Here is a 23,625-nt window from a genome sequence, read left to right as displayed (position 1 = left end):
ATTATTTTAACTGGTGCAGCGCATGCGCCGCCGCCAAGGTGAACGCATCACCCCCCACCGGCCCCACCACCTGCAACCCCACAGGCATGCCGTTGGGCGCGTGGCCTGCTGGAATGTTCACCGTGGGGGTGTGCAGCACGGTCCAGATGCGGCAAAACACCGGGTCACCCGTGTTGTCCAAGCCCAGTGGTGCCGCACCTGCTGCGCTGGGCGCGAGCAGCACATCCACATCTTTGAACACATCAGCCAACTGGGCGCGGCAGCGCGCCACCAAGGCTTGGGCCTGGTCGTATTGCGCAGCGGTCACGGCCACGCCCGATTGCATGATGCCCTGCAAGCGCGGGCTCAAGCGCTCAAAGTGTTGCAAGCGTTCATACGCCAAACACTGGGCTTGTTCAGCCAACTGAATGTGGGTTTGAGCCTGCACCAGCAGCTCGTAGTCCACGGGCAGGCGCACCTCGTGCAAGGTCATCGCACCCGAGGCTTGAACGCGTGCCGCCGCTTGCTGCATAGCAGCTTGGGTTTCGGACAAAGCCTGCGGCCACTCATAGGTGTGACACAGGCCCACGCGCAAGGGGCGGGCCAGGTGTTCGCCCATGGGGCGCACCAACCAGTCATGGCGACCGCTCAAGGCCGCAGCAAACAAGGCCGCATCGGGCACGTTGCGCGCCAGGGTGCCCACGGTGTCCAAGGTGTCTGACAAAGGTTTGGCGCCTGCACGATTGATGCCGCCAAAACTGGGTTTGAAGGCCACGATGCCGCAATACGCAGCAGGTCGCGTGAGCGAGCCTGCGGTTTGCGTGCCCAACGCCAGCGGCACCATGCCATCGGCCACCGCAGCCGCCGAGCCCGACGACGACCCGCCCGGCGTGTGCGCCGTGTTGTGCGGGTTGCGGGTTTGGTTGGGCTGAAAGGTGGCGAACTCGGTGGTCACGGTTTTGCCCAACACCACCGCGCCCGACGCACGCGCCAAGGCCACACAACTGGCGTCGTTGGCCGGTTGATGCCCGGCATAGATGGGCGAGCCATAGGTAGTGGGCATATCGGCGGTGGCGATCAGGTCTTTCACACCAATCGGCAGGCCATGCAACAAGCCTTGGTGGGCACCTTGGTCCAAAGCCCGCGCACGCGCTAGTGCGGCATCGCGCGCCACATGGTTCCAAGCCTGCACCTCAGCTTCACGGGCGTCGATGCGGGCCAAGCAATCACGCACCAAGTCTTCAGCACGCAGTGTGCGTTGGGCCAGTTGTTGGGCCGCCTGACAGGCGCTCAGGAGATGGTGTGACATGGATTACGCCTTACGCAGATTCGCGGTAGAAAGGGCCCGCACTCACAGCACGGGTATGTTGGTCGGACACCGCTTGACCAATGGCCGCGATGTGCTCAGGGGTGGTGCCGCAGCAGCCGCCCACGATGTTGACCAATCCCTCGGCCGCAAACTCGTGCAGCAAGCGGGCTGTCACATCGGGTGTTTCGTCAAATCCAGTGTCGCTCATGGGGTTGGGCAAGCCCGCATTGGGGTAGCAACTGATGAAGGTGTCGCCTGCCACCCGCGCCAACTCTTGGATGTAGGGACGCATCAGCGCCGCACCCAACGCGCAGTTCAGGCCCACCGCCAGCGGCTGGGCATGGCGCACGCTGTGCCAAAACGCGGTCACGGTTTGGCCACTCAAGATGCGCCCTGAGGCATCGGTCACGGTGCCACTGATGATCAAGGGCAAGCGCTCACCGCTCGCCTCGAAGTACTCGTCAATCGCAAACAAGGCGGCTTTGGCGTTGAGCGTGTCAAAAATGGTTTCCACCATCAGCACATCGGCACCACCCTCCACCAAGGCTTGCACCTGCTCGTAATACGCTGCGCGCAACTGCTCGAAATCCACATTGCGTGCGCTGGGATCGTTGACATCCGGGCTGATGCTGGCCGTTTTGGGCGTGGGGCCCAAAGCGCCGACCACAAAGCGGGGCTTCTCGGGGGTGCTGTATTTGTCGCAGGCTGCGCGCGCAATTTGGGCCGAGCGCAGGTTCATCTCGCGGGCCAAATCGGCCATGTCGTAATCGGCCTGGGCAATCGTGGTCGCACCAAAGGTGTTGGTCTCAATCAAGTCGGCACCCGCTGCGAGATAGCTTTCATGGATGTCGCGAATCACATCGGGACGCGTCAAGCTGAGCAACTCGTTGTTGCCTTTGACGTCTTTGTGAAAGTCTTTGAAACGCGCGTACTGCGCGTCGGGGCCGGTGTAGCCTTCACCCCGGTATTGGGCCTCGCTCAGCTTGAAACGCTGAATCATGGTGCCCATGGCACCGTCCAAAATGACAATGCGTTGGGCCAGCAATGCGGGCAATTGTTGGGCTCGGGTGTAAGACTGGGTCATGGGGAGATTGTAAGAAGAGGGACAATCACGCCCCATGCGAAACCTGCTTCCCTCCGATACCTGGGCCCTGATGCAAGCCAATCCCGACGTGCTGATGATCGACATCCGCATGGAGATCGAGTCCATGTATGTGGGTCGCCCGCCGGGTGCGGTGCATATTTCCTGGTACGAATACCCCGAGTTCACCACCGACGCGCCAGCGTTTTGTGCCGCAGTGCTTGCCGAAGCGGGCCGCCAAGACCGCACGGTGGTGCTGTTGTGCCGCAGCGGCCAGCGCTCAGTCGATGCAGGTCGCGCCTTAGAGGCCGCAGGCTTCACCGACGTGGTGAATGTGTTGCACGGGTTTGAAGGCGACTTGAACGCCAACTTCCAGCGCTCTAGCCTCAACGGCTGGCGCTTTGATGGGCTGCCGTGGGAACAGATGTAAGCACGCACGACATCCTGCGCGAGGTTTTTGGTTACAACGCATTCCGTGGTCCGCAAGAAGCCATCGTGGCCCACGTGTGCGCCGGTGGCGACGCGCTGGTGCTCATGCCCACGGGTGGCGGCAAGTCGCTGTGCTACCAAATACCGGCCATTGCGCGCCAGCGCATGGGTCACGGCATCACCATCGTGGTGTCACCCCTCATCGCGCTCATGCACGATCAGGTGGGCGCGCTGCACGAAGCCGGTGTGGAAGCGGCCTTTCTCAACTCCAGCCTGAGCGGCGAAGAAGCCTATGCGGTGGAGCAACGGCTGCGCCGGGGCGACATCACCTTGCTGTATGCCGCGCCTGAGCGCGTCACCACGCCCCGCTTTTTGGCCCAGCTCGATGCCCTTCATGCCCAAGGGCAGCTCAGCCTGTTCGCGATTGACGAAGCGCATTGCGTGAGCCAATGGGGCCACGACTTTCGCCCCGAGTACCGCGCCCTCACCGTGCTGCACGAACGCTATGCGGGCGTGCCGCGCCTGGCACTCACCGCCACTGCCGATGCCCTCACCCGCGCGGACATCGTGGAGCGTTTGCAGTTGGAGGACGCCCAACAGTTTGTCAGCAGCTTTGACCGTCCCAACATCCGCTACACCATCGTCGAGAAAAAAGACGCCTCCTTGCAGCTGCTGCGCTTCATCCAACGCGAACACAGCGGGGCATGGGGCCAAGACAGCGGCATCGTTTACTGCCAATCTCGCCGACGGGTGGAAGAAGTGGCCAAGCTGTTGTGCGACGCCGGCATTGCCGCGTTGCCTTACCACGCGGGCTTGGACGGCGCGATTCGCCAGCGGCACCAAAACCGTTTCTTGCGCGAAGAAGGTTTGGTGATGGTCGCCACCGTGGCGTTTGGCATGGGCATCGACAAACCCGATGTGCGCTTTGTGGCGCATCTGGACATGCCCAAAAACATCGAAGGCTACTACCAAGAAACCGGGCGTGCCGGTCGCGATGGCCAAGACGCCCACGCCTGGATGGCCTATGGCCTGAACGATGTGGTCAACCAGCGCCGCATGATCGACGAGAGCCCAGCGGGAGAAGACTTCAAACAAGTCATGCGCGGCAAACTCGACGCCCTGCTGGCCCTGGCCGAAGCCACCGACTGCCGCCGCGTGCGGCTGCTGCGCTACTTTGGCGAAACCTACCAACCCGACACGCCAGTGCCGAGCGTGGGGGCAGCCGGACTGCCGCCGGGCCGTTCCCAAGGCAGGCCAACCCCCTCGGGGGGCAGCGAGGACACGCCAGTGCCGAGCGTGGGGGCACTTCAGTATTTTTGCGGCAACTGCGACAACTGCCTTCAGCCCCCCGAGATTTGGGACGGCACCGAAGCGGCCCGCATGCTGCTGTCCACCATCTACCGGGTGCAACAACAAAGCGGCATCTCCTTCGGAGCCGGGCATCTGATGGACATCTTGCGCGGCAAGACCACTGAAAAAGTACAGCAATACGGCCACCAGGCCTTGAGCACGTTTGGCATTGGCGCCCACTTCACCGAGGTGCAGTTGCGCGGGGTGTTGCGCCAGCTCATCGCCATCGGCGCCTTGGGCGTGGATGCCCAAGCCTTCAGCACGCTGTATTTGACCGAGGCCTCGCGTGCTGTTTTGAAAGGCGAAGTCACGGTGCGTTTGCGCGCTTCGGTGTCCACACCCGCTGACCGCAAAGCCAAACGGGGCACGAGCGGGGCGGCCAAGCCCGCGCCCGTTGAACTGGATGCCCAAGGCCAGATCCGCTATGCGGCGCTCAAAGCTTGGCGGGCCGAAGTGGCACGCGCCCACAACCTGCCCGCGTATGTGATTTTTCACGACGCCACTTTGGGTGCCATCGCGCAGGCCGGTCCCGACAGCTTGGAAGCCTTGCAAGGCATTGCCGGCATTGGCGTGAAAAAGCTCGAAGCCTATGGCGAAGAAGTCTTGCGCGTGGTCACCCATGCGTGACCCAAGCCCACATCGCCCGGGCCCATGTCGCGGCTGATTTAGAATTCGCAGCATTCATCGATTGAGGAAACCCACATGTCCCACGACAACCACACACCCCACAACGGCGAACAAGACGTTGTGGAGTCCATCGTCCCCCTGATGCCCATCGTGCTGCCTGTGGCGGGTGCTATCCTGATTTTCTTGCTGGCATTCATCGCCGTGTTCATGTCTTGATGCACCAAATCTGTCGCCAAAGCGGCAGAGCACCTCAAAAAAGCGCCTTCTCAGGCGCTTTTTTGCACCCTTTTGGGTTCTTTTTCTGCTTTGAGTCACCTTTGCAAGCCTGGGTAAGGCCATCCATTCTTAGAATGTGCGACCTTTTGTCATCAGGATGAAATTGTTTGAGGTCAGGGCTTCGCGCCCTACGCGGTCGGCTGAGCCCTGACCTCCAACAATTTTTGACTTAGGAGCTTTGATGAACGCACCCGCTTATGTGAAGAACCCCAAGCTGATCGCTTGGGTAGCCGAGATGGCCGCTTTGTGCAAACCCGCCAAGATTCATTGGTGTGATGGCAGCGAAGAGGAATACAACGCCCTGTGCCAGCAATTGGTCGACGCCGGCACCTTCAAAAAACTCAACCCCGTCAAACGGCCCAACTCGTTCTTGGCTTGCTCCGACCCCACCGATGTGGCGCGCGTAGAAGACCGCACCTACATCTGCTCTGAGAAGAAAGAAAACGCCGGCCCCACCAACAACTGGGTGGCCCCCGCCGACATGCGCGCCACCTTGCAACCTCTGTTTGACGGTTGCATGCAAGGCCGCACCATGTACGTGATTCCGTTCAGCATGGGCCCCTTGGGCTCGCACATTGCCCACGTGGGCATTGAACTGTCGGACAGCCCTTATGTGGCCGTGAGCCAAAAAATCATGACCCGCATGGGCAAAGCCGTGTACGACGTGATCGGCACCGACGGCGCGTTTGTGCCTTGCGTGCACACCGTGGGCGCACCACTGGCCGCTGGCCAAGCCGACGTGACATGGCCGTGCAACAAGACCAAGTACATCGTGCACTACCCCGAGACCCGCGAAATCTGGTCTTACGGTTCGGGCTACGGCGGCAATGCGCTGCTAGGCAAGAAGTGCTTTGCGTTGCGCATTGCCTCCAACATGGGCCGCGACCAAGGCTGGTTGGCCGAACACATGCTGATTTTGGGTGTGACCAACCCCCAAGGAAAAAAGTACCACGTGGCGGCGGCCTTCCCCAGCGCCTGTGGCAAAACCAACTTCTCCATGCTGGTGCCGCCCGCTGGCTTTGAAGGCTGGAAAGTCACCACCATCGGTGACGACATTGCCTGGATCAAGCCGCACGACGACGGCAAGCTTTACGCCATCAACCCCGAAGCGGGTTACTTTGGTGTGGCCCCTGGCACCAACTTCCACACCAACCCCAACTGCATGGCCAGCTTGGACAAGAACGTGATCTACACCAACGTCGCCCTGACCGACGACGGCGACGTGTGGTGGGAAGGCATGGACAAAGACACCGGCAAATTGCCCGATCACCTGATCGACTGGCAAGGCAAAGACTGGACGCCCCAGATTGCCAAAGAAACCGGTGCCAAAGCCGCCCACCCCAACGCACGCTTCACCGTCGCAGCCACCAATAACCCGGCCCTCGACCCCGCCTGGGACGACCCTGCCGGCGTGGTGATCGACGCCTTCATCTTCGGTGGCCGTCGCTCCACCACCGTGCCTTTGGTGACCGAAGCACGCAGCTGGACCGAAGGCGTCTACATGGCCGCCACGATGGGCTCGGAGACCACCGCTGCAGCCGCTGGCCAGCAAGGCGTGGTGCGCCGCGACCCCTTCGCCATGCTGCCGTTCACGGGCTACAACATGAGCGACTACTTCCAGCACTGGCTCGACATGGGCGACAAGCTCACCCAAGCCAAGGCCAAGTTGCCCGCCATCTTCTGTGTCAACTGGTTCCGCAAGGGCGAAGACGGCAAATTTGTGTGGCCTGGTTACGGCGAGAACATGCGCGTGCTCAAGTGGATGATCGACCGCATCGAAGGCACCGCCCAAGGCGCCGAGAACGTGTTCGGCATCAGCCCCTCGTACAACGAACTCAACTGGACCGGCCTCAATTTCTCGGCCGACCAATTCAAAACCGTCACCCACGTCGACAAAGCCGCTTGGGTGGAAGAGTTGAAGTTGCACGAAGAGCTGTTCACCCAACTGGCCTACCACCTGCCGGTTGAAATGACAGCCACCAAAGCAGCATTGGCTGCCCGCTTGGCCACCGCCTGAACATAGCCCGGCACGCTGCAACACGTTGGGTGGCTCGGCTCAGCCACCCAAAAACCTGTTAATTCAAAGTCTGATTTTGAATTAACAGGTTTTTGCTAAACTTCTGCGCATGATCAGGCGCAACATTGAACCCCTTCTTCGCCAGTTGGCTGGGCAGTACCCCATCGTCACGCTGGTGGGGCCACGCCAAAGCGGCAAGACCACGCTGGCACGCATGGTGTTTCCAGACAAGCCCTATGTGTCGCTGGAAGACCCCGATGTACGCCGCTTCGCCACCGAAGACCCGCGCAGCTTTTTGTCTGCCTACAAGGGGGGCGCAGTTTTTGACGAAATTCAACGCGCGCCAGAGCTGCCCTCTTACTTGCAATCGATGGTGGACAACCATCCTGAGGCCGGGCAGTTCATTCTCACGGGCAGTCAACAGTTTGAGCTGATGACGCAAGTCAGCCAATCATTGGCGGGGCGCACGGCGTTGCTGCGGTTGTTGCCCTTGACGCTGTCTGAGCTGGAGTCGCTTCGCCCCATCGATTCGCAAGCGCCACTGGCGCTGCCCTCGTGTTTGCTGAACGGGTTTTACCCACGTGTACACGACCAAAATCTGAAAGCCTCACAGGCCATGGGCGACTACTTCGCCACCTATGTTGAGCGCGATTTACGGCAACTCGCTGCCGTGCAAGACCTGCGCTTGTTCGAGCGGTTTGTACGCTTGTGTGCCGGACGTACCGGGCAGTTGCTCAACCTCAACAGCTTGGCCAATGACGCGGGCGTATCGCAACCCACGGCACGCGCCTGGATAGATTTGCTACAAAGCAGTTTCATTGTTCATTTGCTGCCCCCTTGGTTTGTGAACACGGGCAAGCGCTTGATCAAAACGCCCAAACTTTATTTTTACGACACCGGCTTGGCCTGCTGGCTCTTGGGTTTGCGCACGCCGGAGCAGGTGCAACGTGACCCGCTGTGGGGTTCGTTGTTTGAAAATTTTGTCGTGGCCGAAGCCTTGAAAGACCGCTTCAACCAAGGCGAAAACAGCGCGCTGTATTTCTACCGAGACTCGGAAGGCAACGAGGTGGACTTGCTCATGCCCGTAGGGCGACAACTGCACGCCATTGAGATCAAAGCCGGTGGCACCGTCAACCCCGACTACTTCAAAGGCCTCAAGCGCTTCGACGCACACCACCCGCACACGCTGATCAGCGGCTGCGTGGTGTTTGGTGGCGAGACGCCGCAGGCGCGTGAGTCCTGGCCCGTGCATTCGTGGCTGCAACTGCGCCACCCACCGACCCGCTAAGCACGCTGAATCACGGCAATCAAGGCGTTCACCGCTTGCTGTGCCTGCTCGCCTTCGGCAGACAGGGCCACCAAGTCATCCTGCATGGCACCTAAGGCCATCACCTCAACAATCGACTTGGCATTCACCACATGCCCATGGCAAGCCAAGGTGATGTCGCAATTGAAATGCGAAGCTTGCATGGCCAGCAACGCAGAAGCCCTGGGGTCCAACCCATCTTTGCCAGTGAGTTTGATGGTGATGGGCAAGGTGGTGTGGTTCATATTTGCACCCGTGTGCCAAGTTCTACCACCGAGTTGTCGGGCAAGTGGAAAAATTCCACCACACCACCTGCGTTGCGCGTCATGGCTGCAAACATTTTTTCTCGCCATTGCGCCATGCCGCTGCCCGGGGTAGACACCACGGTTTCTCGGCTCAAGAAGTAGGTGGTTTCAAAGACGGGAATCTCCAGGCCCAAGGCTTGGCATTGCAGCAAGGCTTTGGGCACATCGGGCGTGTTCATGAAACCAAACACCACCACCACTTGCCAAAAGTGCTCGCTCAAACGCTCGACCTTCACACGCTGGTTGACCGACACCCAAGGCACCTCGTCAAAGCGAACCGTCAAGATGACGTTCTTTTCGTGCAGCACCTGGTTGTGCTTCATGTTGTGCAGCAACGCTTGCGGCACGGTTTCTGGGTTGGCCACGGCATACACCGCGGTGCGTTGGACCAAGTGGGTGGCTCCGGAATCGATGTGCTGGATGAACGACTGCATATCCAGCCCGTCGCGACGGATGGTCTCGACCACCAACTCACGACCGCGTGACCAAGTGGTCATCACCACATACAAGGTCAAGCCCATGACCAGAGGGAACCAACCCCCATCAAAGAATTTGATGATGCACCCGGCAAACAAAAATACATCGATGCTGAGAAAAAACAAGGTTGCGGTCACCGCCAAGGGCAAGGACATTTTCCAGGCGTCACGCACCACAAAAAAGGTCATGGTGGTGGTGATCACCATGGTCAAGGTCACCGCGATGCCATAGGCACCGGCCAAAGCCGATGAGCTTTTGAAAGACAGCACAGCGGCCACCACGCCCACCAACAAAATCCAGTTGACGGCGGGCATGTAAATTTGACCCACCTCTTGCTCGGAGGTGTACTTGATGTCCATGCGAGGCAAGAACCCCAACAAAATGGCCTGCTTGGTCATGGAATACGCCCCCGAAATCACCGCCTGCGAAGCAATCACGGCCGCCACCGTGGCCAACACCACAGCAGGAATCAACCAAGCCTCTGGAAACATGCGAAAGAAGGGGTTTTCAATCGCGCTGGCATCGCGCATCAGCAACGCGCCTTGCCCCATGTAGTGCAAAGCCAAACCGGGCAACACCAATGTCATCCATGCCCACTGAATGGGTTTGCGGCCAAAGTGCCCCATGTCCGCATACAGCGCTTCAGCGCCGGTCAAGGCCAGCACCACCGCACCCACGGCCGCCAAAATCAACGGCCCGCGGTCCCACAAAAAAGTGGCCGCATGCCAGGGGTTGAGCGCTTGCAAAATGCTGGGCTCTTGCGCAATCTGCACCACCCCTGTGGCTCCGAGCACTGTGAACCACACCACGATGATGGGACCAAAAAACTTGCCCACCCGTTGCGTGCCCCAACGTTGCATGACAAACAACAGCACCAGCACCACCACCGCAATGGGCACGACATACGGCTGCAACACGGGGGTGACCATCTCCAGGCCTTCGACAGCGCCGATCACCGAAATCGCGGGCGTGATCACACTATCGCCATAAAACAAAGTGGCCCCAAACAAGCCCAACAGCAACAAGAAACGGCGCAACGCAGGCCGGTCTTTGACGGCATGGGCCGCCAGCGCGGTCAATGCCAAAGCACCGCCCTCGCCCCGGTTGTCCGCACGCAAAATCAGCAGCACGTACTTGAGTGTGACGATAAGCATCAAAGCCCAGAAGATGGTGGAGACAGCACCGATCAGGTTTTCAGGCGTCATGGCCACACCCGTGGCTGGCAAAAACACTTCTTTGACGGTGTACAACGGGCTGGTGCCAATGTCGCCATACACCACGCCAATGGCAGCCAAGGTCAAGGCCGCCGTGGATTGGCGTTTAATGTGGGCGGACGGGTTGTCTGAATCTATCGCTGCGACTGACATGGGCTCTCCTGTATGAAGTGCCTCGAGCTTGCCTAAGTTCGCGTTAGGAACGCATAAGTATCCGCAAGCGCTTAATCCGGTTCGCTCAAACGATAGCCCACACCAGGTTCGGTCAACAGCATCTGCGGCTCTGTCGGGTTGTGCTCCAACTTCGCCCGCAATTGCCCCATGTACAAGCGCAAGTAGTGGGTGTGCGCCACGTACTCCGCACCCCAGACATCCAACAGCAACTGGCGATGCGTCACCACCTGCCCCGCCTGCCGCACCAAGCGCGCCAGCAGATTGAACTCGGTCGGTGTCAGATGGACCGCCTGGACGCCCATGCGCACCTCGTGCTTGGCCAAATCCACCGTAAGTTCACCCCAACGGTAATGTGTTTGGGGCGCTTGCACCGCTGTGCCGCGGTGACGCAAAGTCACACGCATGCGCGCCAACAACTCACTGATGCTGAAAGGCTTGACCAAGTAATCATCTGCCCCAGCGTCCAGCAAATGCACCTTGTTGTCATCGTCGTGCCGGGCCGAAATGATCAGAACCGGCACGTCATACTGCGCGCGCACCTCGTGCAGCAAGTCAGCGCCGTCGCCATCGGGCAAGCCCAAATCCAAAATCAACAAATCCAGCGGCGTGTGCGACGGCATGGTGTGCCGCAACACGGCGGCAGCGTCAGCAGCGCTGCCACTGAGCACCACCTCATAGCCTTCCACCATCAGCGCATCGCGCAAGGTGCGACGCAGTTCACGGTCATCTTCTACCAACAGCACACGCAAAGCCATGTCCGTCAAACCTCCGAGCTTGGGCTATTCATTTCAGGCTGCACGTCCACGGGCCACGCCACGCACACCGTTGCGCCATGGGGCTGCGTGTCTTGAATCCAAATCTTGGCGCCATGCACTTTGGCAATGGCTTGGCACACCGCCAAGCCCACCCCCACGCCGCGGCGCAACTGCGTCTCGTCCGAGGCATCGGCTTGCGCCGCCTGCGGATGTATGCGCTCAAACGCTTGAAACACTTTGTCTTTCCAGGCATCGGGAATACCAGGCCCTTGGTCGATCACCCGCACCTCGATGGTGTCGCCTTGCCGTTGTGCGTGGAGCTGGATCAAGGACTCGTCAGGGCTGTATTTGATGGCGTTTTCCACCAAGTTATCCAGCAGCTGCACCAGCAGCATGGCATCGCAAAAAATCAGCGGCAAGCCCGCGGGCAATACCACGTCGATCTGGCGCTGCGGATAGCGCAGACGCGTTTTGGACAGCACCGCACCCACCACCTCTTGCAGGGACTCCCAGTCTTTGTGCACTTGCCATGGGGCCGCGTCCAGGCGTGCCAGCTGCAAGGTGTTGGTGGTCATGCGGTTGAGGTGTTGTGCCTCCAGCAGCACGGTGTGCGCGAGGTCGGTGATCTGCTGCGCACTCAAGAGCGCGCCCTGGTCGTGAATGGCGGACGCCGCCCCCATGAGGTTGGCCAAGGGTGTTCGGTAGTCATGAGAGATCGACGTCAACAAGGTGTTGCGCAAGCTCTGGCTCTGCGCTTCTTCTTTGGCGTGCTGTGCCTGCTGCAAGGTGTGGGCGCGTTCGATTTCTAGCCCCAGCACATCACACATCTGCTGCACCGTGTGTCGCGTGAATGCGGTCAAGGCAGGCCATGACACACCGTGAAGAGCCACCGCACCCCAAGCACAGGACTGGCCACGCAACGGCAAAAACAAGGTGCTCTGGTTTTCGTAACGACCCGTCCCCGGCCCCATGGCCGCGAACTGTTTCACACAGGCCCACAAACCTTGTGTGTCTTGTGCGTTGGGGTGTCCGATCAAGAGGCTCGCAGCAGGGCTGGTACTCAGCGCAGCGAGCTCTCGCAGCAACAACACCGACACAGTGCCCCGCACACTCGTTTGCAGCACCGACTGCAACAGATGGCCTTGCGTTGGCAAATCCATGTTTTCTCGAAACTGTTCGCTCAAGGCCCGCAGTTGTTGGGCTGCTTGTGCATGTTGGCTCTCGCGTTGGGCAGCCAAACGCAAGCGTGCCATCAGATAACTCACCATCACGCTCACACCCAACATGGTCACGAGCAGCAGCAAGTCTTGGTGCAAATGCACATGGAAGGTGAAGCGCGGTGGCACAAACCACCAGTTGAAGCCCAGCACCGACAACGCACTGAGCACCACCGAGGCCGTGGCCGACAACCACATGCTCGCCATGGCACTGGCCAAGACCAGCAACAAGGCCAAGTTGCCCAAATTGAGCACGCCATCGCAGGCCCACAGCAACGCCCATGCGCTCAGCCAGATGGCCACGCCTGGCCAGCGAACTTCAAGTTTGGGCACGAGGTGACGGTTGGGCTGTGACACCCGCGCAGACTAGCACAGACATTCAGTGCACCACCACCGGTACTTCGGTGGCAGGCGGTGTGTTGCGGCTGCGGGTGCAACGCACCAAACCGTCGATCATCACCATGCCAATGCCAGGAATGTCGCCCAGCTGCACGCTCTCAAGTAAGGTTTTGCCAGCGGTGTGCTGGGCACGGTCCATGAACACAAAATCGGCGGCACGGCCCACTTCGATCAAGCCACAGTTCAGGTTGCGAATTCGCGCCGTGTTGCCGGTGGCAAAACAAAACACCAACTCGGCAGGGATGTTGGCCAAACTCGACAACAAAGCCACCATGCGCAGCATGCCCAAGGGCTGCACGCCAGAGCCCGCAGGCCCGTCAGTGCCCAAGATCACGCGGTGCGGACACTTCAGCTCCAGCGCAGCTTTGGCAGCGGCAATGGCCACGCGCTCGTTGCCGTTGTGCACGATTTCAATCGCACGGCTCGACTTTTCGCACAACTCACACACATGCGCCTCAGGCAACGAGGTGTGACCACCGTTGATGTGACCAATCACGTCGGCATCGGCTTCGAGCACCACGTCTTTGTCGATCAAGCCCGAGCCCGGGATTGACGGCCCCCCGGTGTGGATGGTGCTTTGGATGCCGTACTTGCGCGCCCAGGCCACCATCTCTTTGGCTTCGTAGCCCGCCTTCACCGAGCCCAAACCCACCTCGCCCAGCAGCGTCACGCCGGCAGCGGCGAGTTCCTGAAAATCATGTTCGGTCATGCCTTTTTCGATGATGGGGGCACCCGCAATCACCTTCACGCCGCCGGGGCGGAAGTTGTCAAACGCACGTTGCGCGGTGATGGCCAAGGCTTTCAAACCCACGATGTCTTTGGGGCGTCCGGGCAAGTGCACTTCACCGGCAGAGATCATGGTGGTGACGCCACCGTGCATGGTGGAGTCAATCCAGCCGATTTGGTTTTGCCGTGGCGTCCAATCACCAAACACCGGGTGCACGTGGCTGTCGATCAAGCCCGGGGCCACGCAGGTCTGGCGCACATCGATGGTGGTCTTGGCCTCGGATATGTCGCAGTCTTTTTCACGCCCAACCGCGGTGATCAGGCCATCATGGATCACGATGGTGTCGGCGTCCAAGATCGGATGGTCGATGTCGCCCGAGAGCAGCAGCCCGATATTGCGCAAAACAACTTTGCCAGATTTTTCTTCAACAGCGGCGGTGGCCATGGGGTTCTCCAATCAAAGGGTTAGAACGTGGAAATTCACCGCTTCACCGTGCGTAGCACCGTGTCGGTGACGAAGTCTTGCCAATGCTGCACGGCCTCGGGCGTTTGCAAATCTTCGCCCATGAAGGCCGACAAGGTGTAGCGGTTGGACATGAAGAAGTACCCGGTGGACACGATGAGCAAATACACATCGCGCGCCACCAAGTCTTGACGAAATAGTTTTTGGCGCACCCCGGTCTCCAAGATGCGTCGGATCACATCAATCGCAGGCGACGAGTACTGCGCGGCCCGGTCTGACTTGGTGATGTGACGCCCCAAGTGCAAGTTCTCGGTGTTGAGCAGGGTCACAAACTCGGGGTTGCGGCGGTAGTAATTCAGCACAAAGGCGATCACGTCTTTCAAGGCCTGCACGGGCTCGTCGGTGTTGAGGTCGAGTTGCGACTCGGCCTCGTTCATGCGGCGGTAAATGTCTTCGATCACCTCGATGAACAAACCCTCTTTGTTGCCGAAGTAGTAGTACAGCATGCGGTCCACCGACTTGGCCGCTTTGGAAATTTTTTCCACGCTGCCGCCATCGAAACCGTATTTGGCAAACACCCGCGTGGCTGCTTTCAAAATGCTCTCACGCGTGGCCTGGGCCGACAACTCGCGCACGCCCGTTTTACGCTGTGGCGCCACACGCTTGGCCAAACGCACGCCCGTCACCGCGCGCTTAGGGGCAGGTGTGGCTGGGGTGCGCGTGGTGGCCATGGTCACTGCTCGGCGAAGGCGCGCTCGATCACAAAGTCGCCGGGCTTGGTGGTGTTGCCCTCTTTGAAGCCACGCTCTTCGAGTATGTGCTTCAAATCCTTGAGCATTTGTGGGCTGCCACAAATCATCACCCGGTCATCCGTGGGGTTGAAGGCCTGCAGCCCCAAGTCGGCAAACAGCTTGCCGCTCTCGATGGCGTCTGTCAAACGGCCCTGGTTTTTGAATGGCTCGCGCGTGACCGTGGGGTAGTACAGCAACTTCTCACGCACCATCTCGCCCAGAAACTCGTGCTGGGGCAACTCTTGCGTGAGGTAGTCGTGGTAGGCCAGCTCTTTGACCTCGCGCACGCCGTGTACCAGGATCACTTTGTCAAAACGCTCATACGTGTCGGGGTCGCGGATCACGCTCAGAAACGGCGCCATGCCGGTGCCGGTGGAGAGCAGGTACAAATTTTTACCGGGCAACAAATAGTCAATCAGCAGCGTGCCCGTGGGCTTGCGTCCGACGATGATTTTGTCGCCCACCTGGATATGTTGCAGGCGTGAGGTGAGGGGGCCGTCTGGCACCTTGATGCTCAAGAACTCCAGGTGCTCTTCGTAGTTGGGGCTGACGATGCTGTAGGCGCGCAACAGGGGTTTGTTGTTGACGCGCAGGCCGATCATGGTGAAGTGGCCGTTGGAGAAACGCAGCGCGGTGTCGCGCGTGGTGGTGAAGCTGAACAAGCGGTCGGTCCAGTGATGAACCGTCAACACTTCTTCTTCGTGGAATGCACTCATGGGTAACGCCCAAAGGTTAAAAAAAGAAACGTCTGTCGTGAATGTCCCTCTTGCTGAGCGACGTTGAATGCTCTATATTGCGATTTCATGTAGTGTTCACAACATCAAATTGTGGTGAATACTACACAAAAACATTGGGCTGTACAACATGACGACGCACACCAAAGGCGATGGCCTGCCAGGCCCCGACGATGCTTCTCCCAACTGGGGACTGGAGCGCGTGACGCCGCGCAACGAGCAAATGGCCGGCAACAAGGTCGAGTGCAATGCCTGTCCCGTCTTGTGCCAAATCTCGGATGGCCGTGTGGGCGCCTGCGACCGCTATGCCAACCGCCACGGCGTGTTGGTGCGCCTCGATCCGGTGGTGCTGTTGCACCAAGGCACCACGCCCGAGCCTGACACCGAGGCCTTGACGCCACGCCACGACCTCAAGGTCGATGCCAAAGACCAAACCGCCAGCGCTTCGCGTGGCGTGTTTGTCACCGGCATTGGGTCTTCCACCACCTACCCCGACTACAAACCCGCCCCCTTCATCGTGGCCTCGCAATCGCGCGGCGTGGACATGGTGACGGTGGTGACCGAAGGCATCTTCAGCTACTGCAGCTTGAAAGTGAAGATCGACACCGACCGCTACCTCGGGCCCGAACAAGCCGCCGTGCTGTGCAAGGGCGAAGTGGTGGGCCATGTGACCACGGCCGAATACGGCTCGCAAATGCTCAGCCTGGGCGGCGTGCACCACCTGACCGGTGGCAGCAAAAAAGAAGGCCGCGTCACCATGAACTTGATGCAGGCCCTGGGTAACCACGAGGCGGTGGAAGTGTCCATCGACGGCGGTGCCACCGTGGTGTTGCAAGCAGGCCAAGCGCCCATCGTCAACGGTGTGACCGAGCAACGCATGCGCGTGGGCTGCGGCTCAGCGGCCATTGGCATCTTTGCCCAGCAATGGCTGGGCCTGTGCGACGAGGTGGTGGTCGTGGACGACCACATCACCGGTGTGCTCAGCGAACACCAAGCCGGGCGTTGCCTGCACATTCCCCCCAGCGGCATCTGCATCAAAGGGCGCAAGTCCACGCCGGGGCGCTACTTCCAAGTCGCCAATCCGGGCACCGGCTGGGGTGGCACCGACATCGAAGACCCGTTGTCCATCTTGGACAGCTGGGACCCCGAGGTGGCACGCCCTGGGCTGCGCTTGTTGATGACCTCGACCACGGGCGAACACGCGGCGTGGTATGTGCTGGATGAACAATTGCAACCCCAAGTGGCCGACATGCCCGAAGCCGTGCGTCGCGTGGTCGAACGCATTGGCGAAAACTGCGAACCCTCGCTCGTGTCGGTGCTGTTCCTGGGCGGCGCGGGCGGCAGCTTGCGCGCGGGCGTGACCGACAACCCGGTGCAACTGACACGCGCCATCAAACGCGCACTGGTCAATGTCACCTGCGGCGGCGCACCGTCTTATGTATGGCCGGGCGGCGGCATCACCTTGATGGTGGACGTGCTGCGCATGCCTCGCGGCAGCTTTGGCACCGTGCCCACACCGGCCATCGTGGCGCCCATTGAGTTCACCATGCGCTTGAGTGACTACCAAGCCTTGGGCGGTCACATGGGCTTTGTGCGCAGCCTGGACGACACGCTGCGCCACGGCGCTTGGCACAACGACGGCGCACCCACACAACTGCGTTGGGTGGCACCACCCGCCAGCGACAGCCCTTGGCCGCTGGACACACCCCCGATGTTGGGCTGACCCACCCATGCAAGCCCATCGCCAAGCCCTGGACCCGCAACGCTGGCATTTCCAGCACGGCCCGATCGACTTGGTGATTCAGGCCGACGGTGACGCCGCTTGCGTGCAAGCCGCGCACGAGGCCGCGTGGGCCGCGTTTCAACCCATGCTGCCCAGCTTGGTGCAAGAGTTGCCCCAGCTGCGCCAAGCCGTGCCAGCGCGTGCACACAATCTCCTGCGAGGTGCCATTGCACGCAGCATGTGGCAAGCCTGTGCGCCACTGGCCGCTCCCTGCCCCACACACCCCGACGGCTTCATCACTGCCATGGCGGCCGTCGCCGGGGCCGTGGCGCAAGCGGTGCTGGCGTGCTACCAACGCCCGGGCATTGCACGCGCTTGGGTCAACAACGGGGGCGACATTGCGCTGCATTTGACGCCAGACACTTCAGTGCGCATTGGTTTGGTGAGCGACATCGCACGCGCTTGGGGTGAGTCGCCGCTGAGTGACTGGGTGCTCGATGGCGCGTTGCACATCAGCGCCGACATGCCCGTGCGTGGCATCGCCACCAGTGGTTGGCGCGGTCGCAGCCAGTCGCTCGGCATTGCCGACAGCGTGACCGTGTTGGCCGCCACCGCTGCACAGGCCGACGCCGCCGCCACCTTGATTGCCAACGCCGTCAACGTGGACGACCCACGCATCGTGCGTCAAGCCGCGAATCAGTTGCGTGACGACGCCGACCTGGGCACACGCTGGGTCACGGTGGATGTGCCGCCACTCAGTGCCTGCCAAATTAGCCAGGCCTTGACACGTGGTCAACGCTATGCCCACCAGTTGCAAGCCCAAGGTTTGATACACGCCGCCTTGTTGTGTTGCCAAGGTCAGATCGAAGTTGCCGGGCACGAAGCCTGCTTAGCCTGATAGGAGAAATGAACCCCATGAAAGCCACCATTCGCAAGATCGTCGTGCAAGTCGACGAAACCCATGTCGAAGGCGGTCAAGCCATTGACCCACCCACACGCCGCGCCCTGGCGATGGCGGTGATCGACAACCCCTATGCGGGCCACTACAGCGCCAACCTCGACATCCTGATCGAAATCGGCGAAGAGCTGGGCGGTCTGTTGGGCCAACGTTGCGTCCAGGCTTTGGGCATCACGCCCGAGCAAGCGCAAAGCTACGGCAAAGCCGCCATCGTGGGCGAAGCGGGCGAGCTTGAACACGCCGCCGCTGTGTTGCACCCCAAACTGGGTGCGCCGCTGCGCAAAGCCGTGAGCCACGGCGCCGCTTTGGTGCCATCGGCGAAAAAACGCGGCACCTTGGGCACCATCATCGATGTGCCCTTGGGCCACAAAGACGCTGCGTTTGTGCGCAGCCACTTTGACGCCATGGAAGCCCGCGTCAGCGACGCGCCGCGCGCCAACGAAATGGTGGTGGCCGTGGTGGTGACCGACAGTGGTCGGCCCGCGCCGCGCATTGGCGGTTTGCAAGTGTCTGAAATCGTGGGCCAAGACGGCCTGCGCTAACAGCTTGAGTGATCTGTTTCGTTTATCGTTCACGTTTCGTTTTTTAAAGGAGCCAGCATGAAGAGTTTTCGCAGCCTGACCCGTGCAGCCGCAGCCGCAGCCGCGGCCTTGGCCTGGGGTCTTGCCCCGGCGATGGCACAAGGTGTCATCAAGATCGGTGAGATCAACAGCTACAAGGCCCAGCCCGCCTTCTTGGAACCGTACAAAAAAGGCATGGAACTGGCGGTTGACGAAATCAACGCCGCCGGAGGTGTGAACGGTAAAAAACTGCAACTCATCATCCGTGACGACAACGCCAACCCCGGTGACGCCGTGCGCGCGGCCGAAGAGCTGGTGTCACGCGAACAAGTCGATGTGTTGAGTGGCACCTTCCTGTCACACATTGGTTTGGCGGTGGCCGACTTCTCCAAGCAAAAGAAATTTTTCTTCCTAGCGGGCGAACCTCTGACCGACAAAATTGTTTGGCAAGGTGGCAACAAATACACCTTCCGTCTGCGCGCCTCCACCTACATGCAAGCGGCCATGCTGGTGCCCGAAGCCGCCAAGCTGAAGAAAAAACGTTGGGCCGTGGTGTACCCCAACTACGAATACGGCCAATCGGCTGCCGCCACCTTCAAGCAATTGCTCAAGGCCGCACAACCTGATGTCGAGTTCGTGGCCGAACAAGCGCCAGCACTGGGCAAGGTCGACGCGGGTGCCGTGGCCCAAGCCCTGGCAGACGCCAAGCCCGACGCCATCTTCAACGTGTTGTTTGGCGCTGACTTGACCAAGTTTGTGCGCGAAGGCAACACGCGTGGTCTGTTCCAAGGCCGTGAGGTGGTGAGCTTGCTGACCGGTGAACCCGAGTACCTGGACCCGCTGAAAGACGAAACGCCCAACGGCTGGATCGTCACCGGCTACCCCTGGAACGGCATCAACACCGCAGAGCACAAAACCTTCTTGGGTGCTTACCAGGCCAAGTTCAACGACTACCCACGTCTGGGTTCGATCGTGGGCTACAGCATGATTCAGGCACTGGCCGCTGGCATCAAAAAAGCCGGCAGCACCGACTCTGAAAAACTCGCCGTGTCGTTCCGCGACCTGAGCTTCACCAGCCCGTTTGGCAAAGTGAGCTTTCGGGCGCAAGACCACCAATCCACCATGGGTGCCTTTGTGGGTCGCATCAAGAATGACAACGGCAAGGGCGTGATGGTCGACTACCGTTACCTCGACGGCGCGGCCTTCCAGCCCAGCAACGACGAAGTCAAGAAACTGCGCGCTGCCGACTAAGCAGCCTCTGTCCGCATGCAGCGCACCTCGGTGCTGCATGCAGATGCTCACGGAAATGTAGACATGGATTTTTCTGGCTTTGTGGTGCAAGGACTCAACGGCTTGGCCGGTGCATCCTCTTTGTTTTTGGTCGCTGCCGGCCTGTCGCTGATCTTTGGGGTCACGCGCATCGTCAACTTTGCCCATGGCTCGTTTTTCATGCTCGGCATTTACATCGCGTACTCGCTGGTGGAACACGTGGGTCGCTCCATCGGTTTGGCGCTGAGCTTTTGGTGGTTGCTGCTGTTGGCCGCGCTCATCTCAGGCCTGCTGGGCGGCTTGGTGGAGATGCTGCTGTTGCGCCGCATTTACCGCGCGCCTGAGTTGTTTCAATTGCTGGCCACGTTTGCCTTGGTGCTGGTCATCAAAGACGCGGCCTTGTGGCTGTGGGGCCCCGAAGATTTGTTGGGCCCACGCGCACCGGGCTTGTCCGGTGCGGTCGATATTTTGGGTCGTCGCTTTCCCAGCTACGACTTGTTGTTGATCGTCATTGGCCCGGTGGTGTTGGGCTTGTTGTGGTTGCTGCTCACGCGCACCCGCTTTGGCACCTTGGTGCGTGCCGCCACCCAAGACCGTGAGATGGTGGGCGCTTTGGGCATCCACCAACGTTGGTTGTTCACCAGTGTGTTCGCCCTGGGCTGCGCACTGGCGGGCTTGGGCGGCGCCTTGCAGTTGCCCCGTGAACCCGCCAACTTGGGGTTGGACTTGCTGACCATTGGCGACGCGTTTGTGATCGTGGTGGTCGGCGGCATGGGCTCAATTCCGGGGGCCTATGTGGCGGCGCTGATGATTGCCGAGATCAAAGCCCTGTGCGTGGGCCTGGGCACGGTGGAGCTCTGGGGCATGTCGTTCGCATTTTCCAAGCTCACCTTGGTGGCTGAATTTTTGGTGATGGCCGTGGTGCTGATGGTGCGCCCCTGGGGCCTGATGGGCAAACCCCAAAGCACGCCACGCCATGGCGGCGAAGCCGAGGCCCCGCTGCGCTTGGGCGGTCGCGGTCAACTGCTGGTCTGGGTGTTGTGTGGCTTGGTGTTATGGGCCTTGCCCCTGTTGACCGCGCAGTCGCCCTACACCACCGTGTTGGCAATTGACCTGCTCACCGCCGCGTTGTTTGCCTGCAGCTTGCACTTCATCATGGGGCCTGCCGGCATGCATTCGTTTGGTCACGCCGCTTACTTTGGGCTGGGGGCTTATGTGGCCGCCTTGCTGGCTTTGCGCGCGAACATGCCCATGGAGTTGACCTTGGTGTGCGCACCGCTGCTCACCGCCGTGGCGGCGGCTGTGTTTGGTTGGTTTTGTGTGCGCCTGTCGGGCGTGTACCTGGCCATGCTGACCTTGGCCTTTGGCCAAATCTTGTGGTCGATTTGTTTTCAGTGGGACAACTTCACCGGTGGCAGCAACGGGCTCACCGGCGTGTGGCCCAGCCCCTGGCTGGCCGACAAGCGCATGTACTACTACCTCACGCTCGCCTTGTGCGGCTTGAGCGTGTACGCCCTGCGGCGCATGCTGTTTGCACCGTTTGGCTATGCCTTGCGCGCCAGCCGTGACTCGGTGCTGCGCGCCGAAGCCATTGGCATGAACGTCAAACACTTGCAGTGGGCGGGCTTTGTGGTGGCCGCTGCATTTGCCGGTTTGGCGGGCGCTTTGTTTGCCTTCTCCAAAGGCAGCATTTCGCCCGACGCCTTGGGTGTGTCCAAGTCGGTCGATGGCTTGGTCATGGTCTTGCTGGGCGGCGTGCAAACCGTGGTGGGGCCGTTGGTGGGGGCCATCACCTTCACCGGTCTGCAAGACACCATCGCCCGCAGCACCGACTATTGGCGCGCCGTGTTGGGCGGCACCATCTTGCTGTTGGTGATGGTCTTCCCACAGGGCTTGGCAGGTTTTGTCAGCAGCAAATTACAGGCACGCTTTCAGCGTGGCCACACACACGCGCAGCGACAAGGGGGTACGACATGAGCCTGCTTCAAGTGCAAGGGCTGGGCAAATCGTTTGGTGGCAACCGGGCGGTGGACGACATCAGCTTCAGCCTCGCACCCGGTGAGTTGTTGGCCCTGATTGGGCCCAACGGCGCAGGCAAGTCGACCACCTTCAACATGCTCAACGGCCAGTTGCAACCCGACAGCGGCAGCATCACGCTGGGCGGTCACAACCTGGTGGGGCGCAAGCCGCGCGAGGTGTGGCAGATGGGGGTGAGCCGCACCTTCCAGATCGCCGAAACCTTCAGCTCCCTCACCGTGGCCGAGAACGTGCAAATGGCCTTGCTGTCCGACGACGCACGTTTGTTTGCCATGTGGCGCCGTGCCACCTTGTACCGCCGTGCCGACGCCTTGGCCCTGCTGGCACAAGTGGGCCTGGTCGAACAAGCCGATCGACCGTGCAGCGAACTCGCCTATGGCGACGTCAAGCGCCTGGAGCTGGCGATTGCCATGGCCAACCAACCGCGCCTGCTGTTGATGGACGAACCCACCGCCGGCATGGCGCCGGGCGAACGCAACAAATTGATGGCCCTCACGCGTGAGCTGGTGACACAACGCGGCATGGCCGTGTTGTTCACCGAGCACAGCATGGATGTGGTGTTTGGCTTTGCCGACCGCATCATCGTGCTGGCCCGTGGACGCTTGATTGCCGAAGGCCAGGCGCAAGACATTCGCGACCACCCCAAAGTGCAAGAGGTTTACTTTGGCAGCGGCAAAACCTTTGAACGGAAAGAACCGGCATGAACCCGAGCCCCAACACCTTGCTGCAAACGCAAGGCCTCAACGCCTGGTATGGTGCAGCGCAAATTTTGTTCGATGTCAGCCTGCACGTCGGACGTGGCGAAGTGGTGGCGCTGATGGGTCGCAACGGCGCGGGCAAGTCCACCACCCTCAAAGCCATCATGGGGCTCATGCCCAAACGCAGCGGCCAAGTGGCGTTTTTGAACCACGACATCTCGCACGCCGAACCCTACCAAGTGGCGCGCCTTGGTTTGGGTTTTGTGCCGGAAGACCGCCGCGTGTTCAGCGAACTCACGGTGCTGGAAAACCTGAGCGTGGGCCGACAGGCCGCACGCCATTTCCCCGATGGCACGCCCGCGCCCTACTGGACGCACGAAAAACTGTTCAAGCTGTTTCCCAACCTCGGTGAAATGCAAGACCGCGCGGGTGGCCGCATGAGCGGCGGCGAGCAGCAAATGCTCACCGTAGCGCGCACCTTGATGGGCAACCCCTTGTTGGTGCTGTTGGACGAGCCCTCAGAGGGCGTGGCCCCGGTGATCGTGGAGCAAATGGCCGACATGATCTTGGCCCTCAAAGCCGAAGGCGTGAGCATCTTGCTGTCTGAGCAGAACCTGCACTTTGCACAGTGGGTGTCGGACCGCGCCTATGTGCTGGAGAAGGGGCAGATTCGCCACGAGGCCGCCATGGCTGCGCTGGTAAAAGACGACGACATTCGCCGTAACTACCTGAGCGTCTGACGCAACGCCTC

The 23,625-nt window shown here is 60.6% G+C and carries 21 protein-coding genes; 12 read left to right on the top strand and 9 right to left on the bottom strand.

Features of this window, described 5'->3' with window-relative positions:
• Nucleotide 1 precedes the first annotated feature (1 nt).
• Together B9Z39_RS08865 and B9Z39_RS08860 are read right to left on the bottom strand one after the other, a co-directional pair.
• The gene (locus tag B9Z39_RS08865; protein WP_108301424.1) at nucleotides 2-1,288 is read right to left on the bottom strand and encodes an amidase; all 1,287 of its coding nucleotides are present in this window, start codon (nucleotides 1,286-1,288) and stop codon (nucleotides 2-4) included.
• 10 nt (nucleotides 1,289-1,298) lie between these two features.
• Nucleotides 1,299-2,372 carry a homocysteine S-methyltransferase family protein gene (locus B9Z39_RS08860; RefSeq protein WP_108301423.1) on the bottom strand — a complete coding sequence of 358 codons (1,074 nt, stop codon included), beginning with the start codon at nucleotides 2,370-2,372 and terminating at the stop codon, nucleotides 1,299-1,301.
• A 34-nt stretch (nucleotides 2,373-2,406) separates the two neighbouring features.
• Here B9Z39_RS08860 and B9Z39_RS08855 point away from each other — a divergent pair, with 34 nt between their 5' ends.
• The 5 genes from B9Z39_RS08855 to B9Z39_RS08840 all read left to right on the top strand — a co-directional run bounded on the left by B9Z39_RS08855 (nucleotide 2,407) and on the right by B9Z39_RS08840 (nucleotide 8,356).
• Nucleotides 2,407-2,799, top strand: a complete 393-nt coding sequence (locus B9Z39_RS08855; RefSeq protein WP_100146607.1) for a rhodanese-like domain-containing protein — start codon at nucleotides 2,407-2,409, stop codon at nucleotides 2,797-2,799.
• Nucleotides 2,784-4,775: a RecQ family ATP-dependent DNA helicase gene (locus B9Z39_RS08850; protein ID WP_100146606.1), complete on the top strand. Its 1,992-nt coding sequence runs from the start codon at nucleotides 2,784-2,786 to the stop codon at nucleotides 4,773-4,775. Before B9Z39_RS08855 ends, B9Z39_RS08850 begins: the two co-directional genes overlap by 16 nt.
• 75 nt (nucleotides 4,776-4,850) lie before the next feature.
• Nucleotides 4,851-4,991: a hypothetical protein gene (locus tag B9Z39_RS17075; protein WP_199172959.1), complete on the top strand. Its 141-nt coding sequence runs from the start codon at nucleotides 4,851-4,853 to the stop codon at nucleotides 4,989-4,991.
• Nucleotides 4,992-5,232: 241 nt separating this feature from the next.
• Nucleotides 5,233-7,068: a phosphoenolpyruvate carboxykinase (GTP) gene (locus B9Z39_RS08845; RefSeq protein ID WP_108301422.1), complete on the top strand. Its 1,836-nt coding sequence runs from the start codon at nucleotides 5,233-5,235 to the stop codon at nucleotides 7,066-7,068.
• A gap of 109 nt (nucleotides 7,069-7,177) precedes the next feature.
• Nucleotides 7,178-8,356, top strand: a complete 1,179-nt coding sequence (locus B9Z39_RS08840) for an ATP-binding protein (protein ID WP_108301421.1) — start codon at nucleotides 7,178-7,180, stop codon at nucleotides 8,354-8,356.
• Here B9Z39_RS08840 and B9Z39_RS08835 read toward each other — a convergent pair.
• The 7 genes from B9Z39_RS08835 to B9Z39_RS08805 all read right to left on the bottom strand — a co-directional run bounded on the left by B9Z39_RS08835 (nucleotide 8,353) and on the right by B9Z39_RS08805 (nucleotide 15,611).
• On the bottom strand, nucleotides 8,353-8,619 hold the full coding sequence (locus tag B9Z39_RS08835) for an HPr family phosphocarrier protein (protein WP_158236153.1): 267 nt from the start codon (nucleotides 8,617-8,619) through the stop codon (nucleotides 8,353-8,355). The genes B9Z39_RS08840 and B9Z39_RS08835 overlap by 4 nt on opposite strands.
• Nucleotides 8,616-10,523 (bottom strand): potassium transporter Kup, encoded by a 1,908-nt coding sequence (locus B9Z39_RS08830; protein WP_108301419.1) that lies wholly within the window; start codon nucleotides 10,521-10,523, stop codon nucleotides 8,616-8,618. Before B9Z39_RS08830 ends, B9Z39_RS08835 begins: the two co-directional genes overlap by 4 nt.
• 71 nt (nucleotides 10,524-10,594) lie before the next feature.
• A complete protein-coding gene (locus B9Z39_RS08825) occupies nucleotides 10,595-11,308 on the bottom strand; it encodes a response regulator (protein WP_199221189.1) in 714 nt (237 codons plus the stop codon).
• A complete protein-coding gene (locus B9Z39_RS08820; RefSeq protein WP_108301417.1) occupies nucleotides 11,305-12,873 on the bottom strand; it encodes an ATP-binding protein in 1,569 nt (522 codons plus the stop codon). Before B9Z39_RS08820 ends, B9Z39_RS08825 begins: the two co-directional genes overlap by 4 nt.
• A gap of 22 nt (nucleotides 12,874-12,895) precedes the next feature.
• Complete coding sequence (locus B9Z39_RS08815; RefSeq protein ID WP_100146599.1) at nucleotides 12,896-14,086, bottom strand: amidohydrolase family protein; 1,191 nt, start codon at nucleotides 14,084-14,086, stop codon at nucleotides 12,896-12,898.
• Nucleotides 14,087-14,121: 35 nt separating this feature from the next.
• Nucleotides 14,122-14,835 carry a TetR/AcrR family transcriptional regulator gene (locus tag B9Z39_RS08810; protein ID WP_108301416.1) on the bottom strand — a complete coding sequence of 238 codons (714 nt, stop codon included), beginning with the start codon at nucleotides 14,833-14,835 and terminating at the stop codon, nucleotides 14,122-14,124.
• Between the two features lie 2 nt (nucleotides 14,836-14,837).
• Nucleotides 14,838-15,611: a ferredoxin--NADP reductase gene (locus B9Z39_RS08805; RefSeq protein ID WP_108301415.1), complete on the bottom strand. Its 774-nt coding sequence runs from the start codon at nucleotides 15,609-15,611 to the stop codon at nucleotides 14,838-14,840.
• Nucleotides 15,612-15,759: 148 nt separating this feature from the next.
• Between B9Z39_RS08805 and B9Z39_RS08800 the strand changes: the two genes are divergently transcribed.
• The 7 genes from B9Z39_RS08800 to B9Z39_RS08770 all read left to right on the top strand — a co-directional run bounded on the left by B9Z39_RS08800 (nucleotide 15,760) and on the right by B9Z39_RS08770 (nucleotide 23,614).
• Nucleotides 15,760-17,352 (top strand): 6-hydroxynicotinate reductase, encoded by a 1,593-nt coding sequence (locus B9Z39_RS08800; protein ID WP_108301414.1) that lies wholly within the window; start codon nucleotides 15,760-15,762, stop codon nucleotides 17,350-17,352.
• A 7-nt stretch (nucleotides 17,353-17,359) separates the two neighbouring features.
• Nucleotides 17,360-18,250 (top strand): UPF0280 family protein, encoded by an 891-nt coding sequence (locus B9Z39_RS08795; RefSeq protein ID WP_108301413.1) that lies wholly within the window; start codon nucleotides 17,360-17,362, stop codon nucleotides 18,248-18,250.
• Nucleotides 18,251-18,267: 17 nt separating this feature from the next.
• Nucleotides 18,268-18,852 (top strand): amino acid synthesis family protein, encoded by a 585-nt coding sequence (locus tag B9Z39_RS08790; RefSeq protein WP_100146695.1) that lies wholly within the window; start codon nucleotides 18,268-18,270, stop codon nucleotides 18,850-18,852.
• Between the two features lie 57 nt (nucleotides 18,853-18,909).
• Nucleotides 18,910-20,121 carry an ABC transporter substrate-binding protein gene (locus B9Z39_RS08785; RefSeq protein ID WP_108301412.1) on the top strand — a complete coding sequence of 404 codons (1,212 nt, stop codon included), beginning with the start codon at nucleotides 18,910-18,912 and terminating at the stop codon, nucleotides 20,119-20,121.
• A gap of 63 nt (nucleotides 20,122-20,184) precedes the next feature.
• Entirely contained in the window at nucleotides 20,185-22,116 is a 1,932-nt protein-coding gene (locus B9Z39_RS08780; RefSeq protein WP_100146593.1) for an ABC transporter permease, read from the top strand.
• Nucleotides 22,113-22,880, top strand: coding sequence for an ABC transporter ATP-binding protein (locus tag B9Z39_RS08775; protein WP_100146592.1), 768 nt, complete (start codon nucleotides 22,113-22,115; stop codon nucleotides 22,878-22,880). Before B9Z39_RS08780 ends, B9Z39_RS08775 begins: the two co-directional genes overlap by 4 nt.
• A complete protein-coding gene (locus B9Z39_RS08770; RefSeq protein ID WP_108301411.1) occupies nucleotides 22,877-23,614 on the top strand; it encodes an ABC transporter ATP-binding protein in 738 nt (245 codons plus the stop codon). The genes B9Z39_RS08775 and B9Z39_RS08770 overlap by 4 nt, the downstream gene beginning before the upstream one ends.
• The last annotated feature ends 11 nt before the right edge of the window (nucleotides 23,615-23,625 follow it).

Source organism: Limnohabitans sp. JirII-29, assembly GCF_003063395.1.
Lineage (GTDB): Bacteria > Pseudomonadota > Gammaproteobacteria > Burkholderiales > Burkholderiaceae_C > Limnohabitans.
Note: the sequence above shows the minus strand (reverse complement) of the source record. Positions and strands in the feature narration are given on the sequence as shown.

What these genes read in the sequence shown, in the direction of transcription:
- B9Z39_RS08865 (WP_108301424.1), bottom strand. Translation starts at nt 1,288, where the DNA reads ATGTCACACCATCTCCTGAGCGCCTGTCAGGCGGCCCAACAACTGGCC.
- B9Z39_RS08860 (WP_108301423.1), bottom strand. Translation starts at nt 2,372, where the DNA reads ATGACCCAGTCTTACACCCGAGCCCAACAATTGCCCGCATTGCTGGCC.
- B9Z39_RS08855 (WP_100146607.1), top strand. Translation starts at nt 2,407, where the DNA reads ATGCGAAACCTGCTTCCCTCCGATACCTGGGCCCTGATGCAAGCCAAT.
- B9Z39_RS17075 (WP_199172959.1), top strand. Translation starts at nt 4,851, where the DNA reads ATGTCCCACGACAACCACACACCCCACAACGGCGAACAAGACGTTGTG.
- B9Z39_RS08845 (WP_108301422.1), top strand. Translation starts at nt 5,233, where the DNA reads ATGAACGCACCCGCTTATGTGAAGAACCCCAAGCTGATCGCTTGGGTA.
- B9Z39_RS08840 (WP_108301421.1), top strand. Translation starts at nt 7,178, where the DNA reads ATGATCAGGCGCAACATTGAACCCCTTCTTCGCCAGTTGGCTGGGCAG.
- B9Z39_RS08835 (WP_158236153.1), bottom strand. Translation starts at nt 8,619, where the DNA reads ATGAACCACACCACCTTGCCCATCACCATCAAACTCACTGGCAAAGAT.
- B9Z39_RS08830 (WP_108301419.1), bottom strand. Translation starts at nt 10,523, where the DNA reads ATGTCAGTCGCAGCGATAGATTCAGACAACCCGTCCGCCCACATTAAA.
- B9Z39_RS08815 (WP_100146599.1), bottom strand. Translation starts at nt 14,086, where the DNA reads ATGGCCACCGCCGCTGTTGAAGAAAAATCTGGCAAAGTTGTTTTGCGC.
- B9Z39_RS08810 (WP_108301416.1), bottom strand. Translation starts at nt 14,835, where the DNA reads ATGGCCACCACGCGCACCCCAGCCACACCTGCCCCTAAGCGCGCGGTG.
- B9Z39_RS08805 (WP_108301415.1), bottom strand. Translation starts at nt 15,611, where the DNA reads ATGAGTGCATTCCACGAAGAAGAAGTGTTGACGGTTCATCACTGGACC.
- B9Z39_RS08800 (WP_108301414.1), top strand. Translation starts at nt 15,760, where the DNA reads ATGACGACGCACACCAAAGGCGATGGCCTGCCAGGCCCCGACGATGCT.
- B9Z39_RS08795 (WP_108301413.1), top strand. Translation starts at nt 17,360, where the DNA reads ATGCAAGCCCATCGCCAAGCCCTGGACCCGCAACGCTGGCATTTCCAG.
- B9Z39_RS08790 (WP_100146695.1), top strand. Translation starts at nt 18,268, where the DNA reads ATGAAAGCCACCATTCGCAAGATCGTCGTGCAAGTCGACGAAACCCAT.
- B9Z39_RS08785 (WP_108301412.1), top strand. Translation starts at nt 18,910, where the DNA reads ATGAAGAGTTTTCGCAGCCTGACCCGTGCAGCCGCAGCCGCAGCCGCG.
- B9Z39_RS08780 (WP_100146593.1), top strand. Translation starts at nt 20,185, where the DNA reads ATGGATTTTTCTGGCTTTGTGGTGCAAGGACTCAACGGCTTGGCCGGT.
- B9Z39_RS08775 (WP_100146592.1), top strand. Translation starts at nt 22,113, where the DNA reads ATGAGCCTGCTTCAAGTGCAAGGGCTGGGCAAATCGTTTGGTGGCAAC.
- B9Z39_RS08770 (WP_108301411.1), top strand. Translation starts at nt 22,877, where the DNA reads ATGAACCCGAGCCCCAACACCTTGCTGCAAACGCAAGGCCTCAACGCC.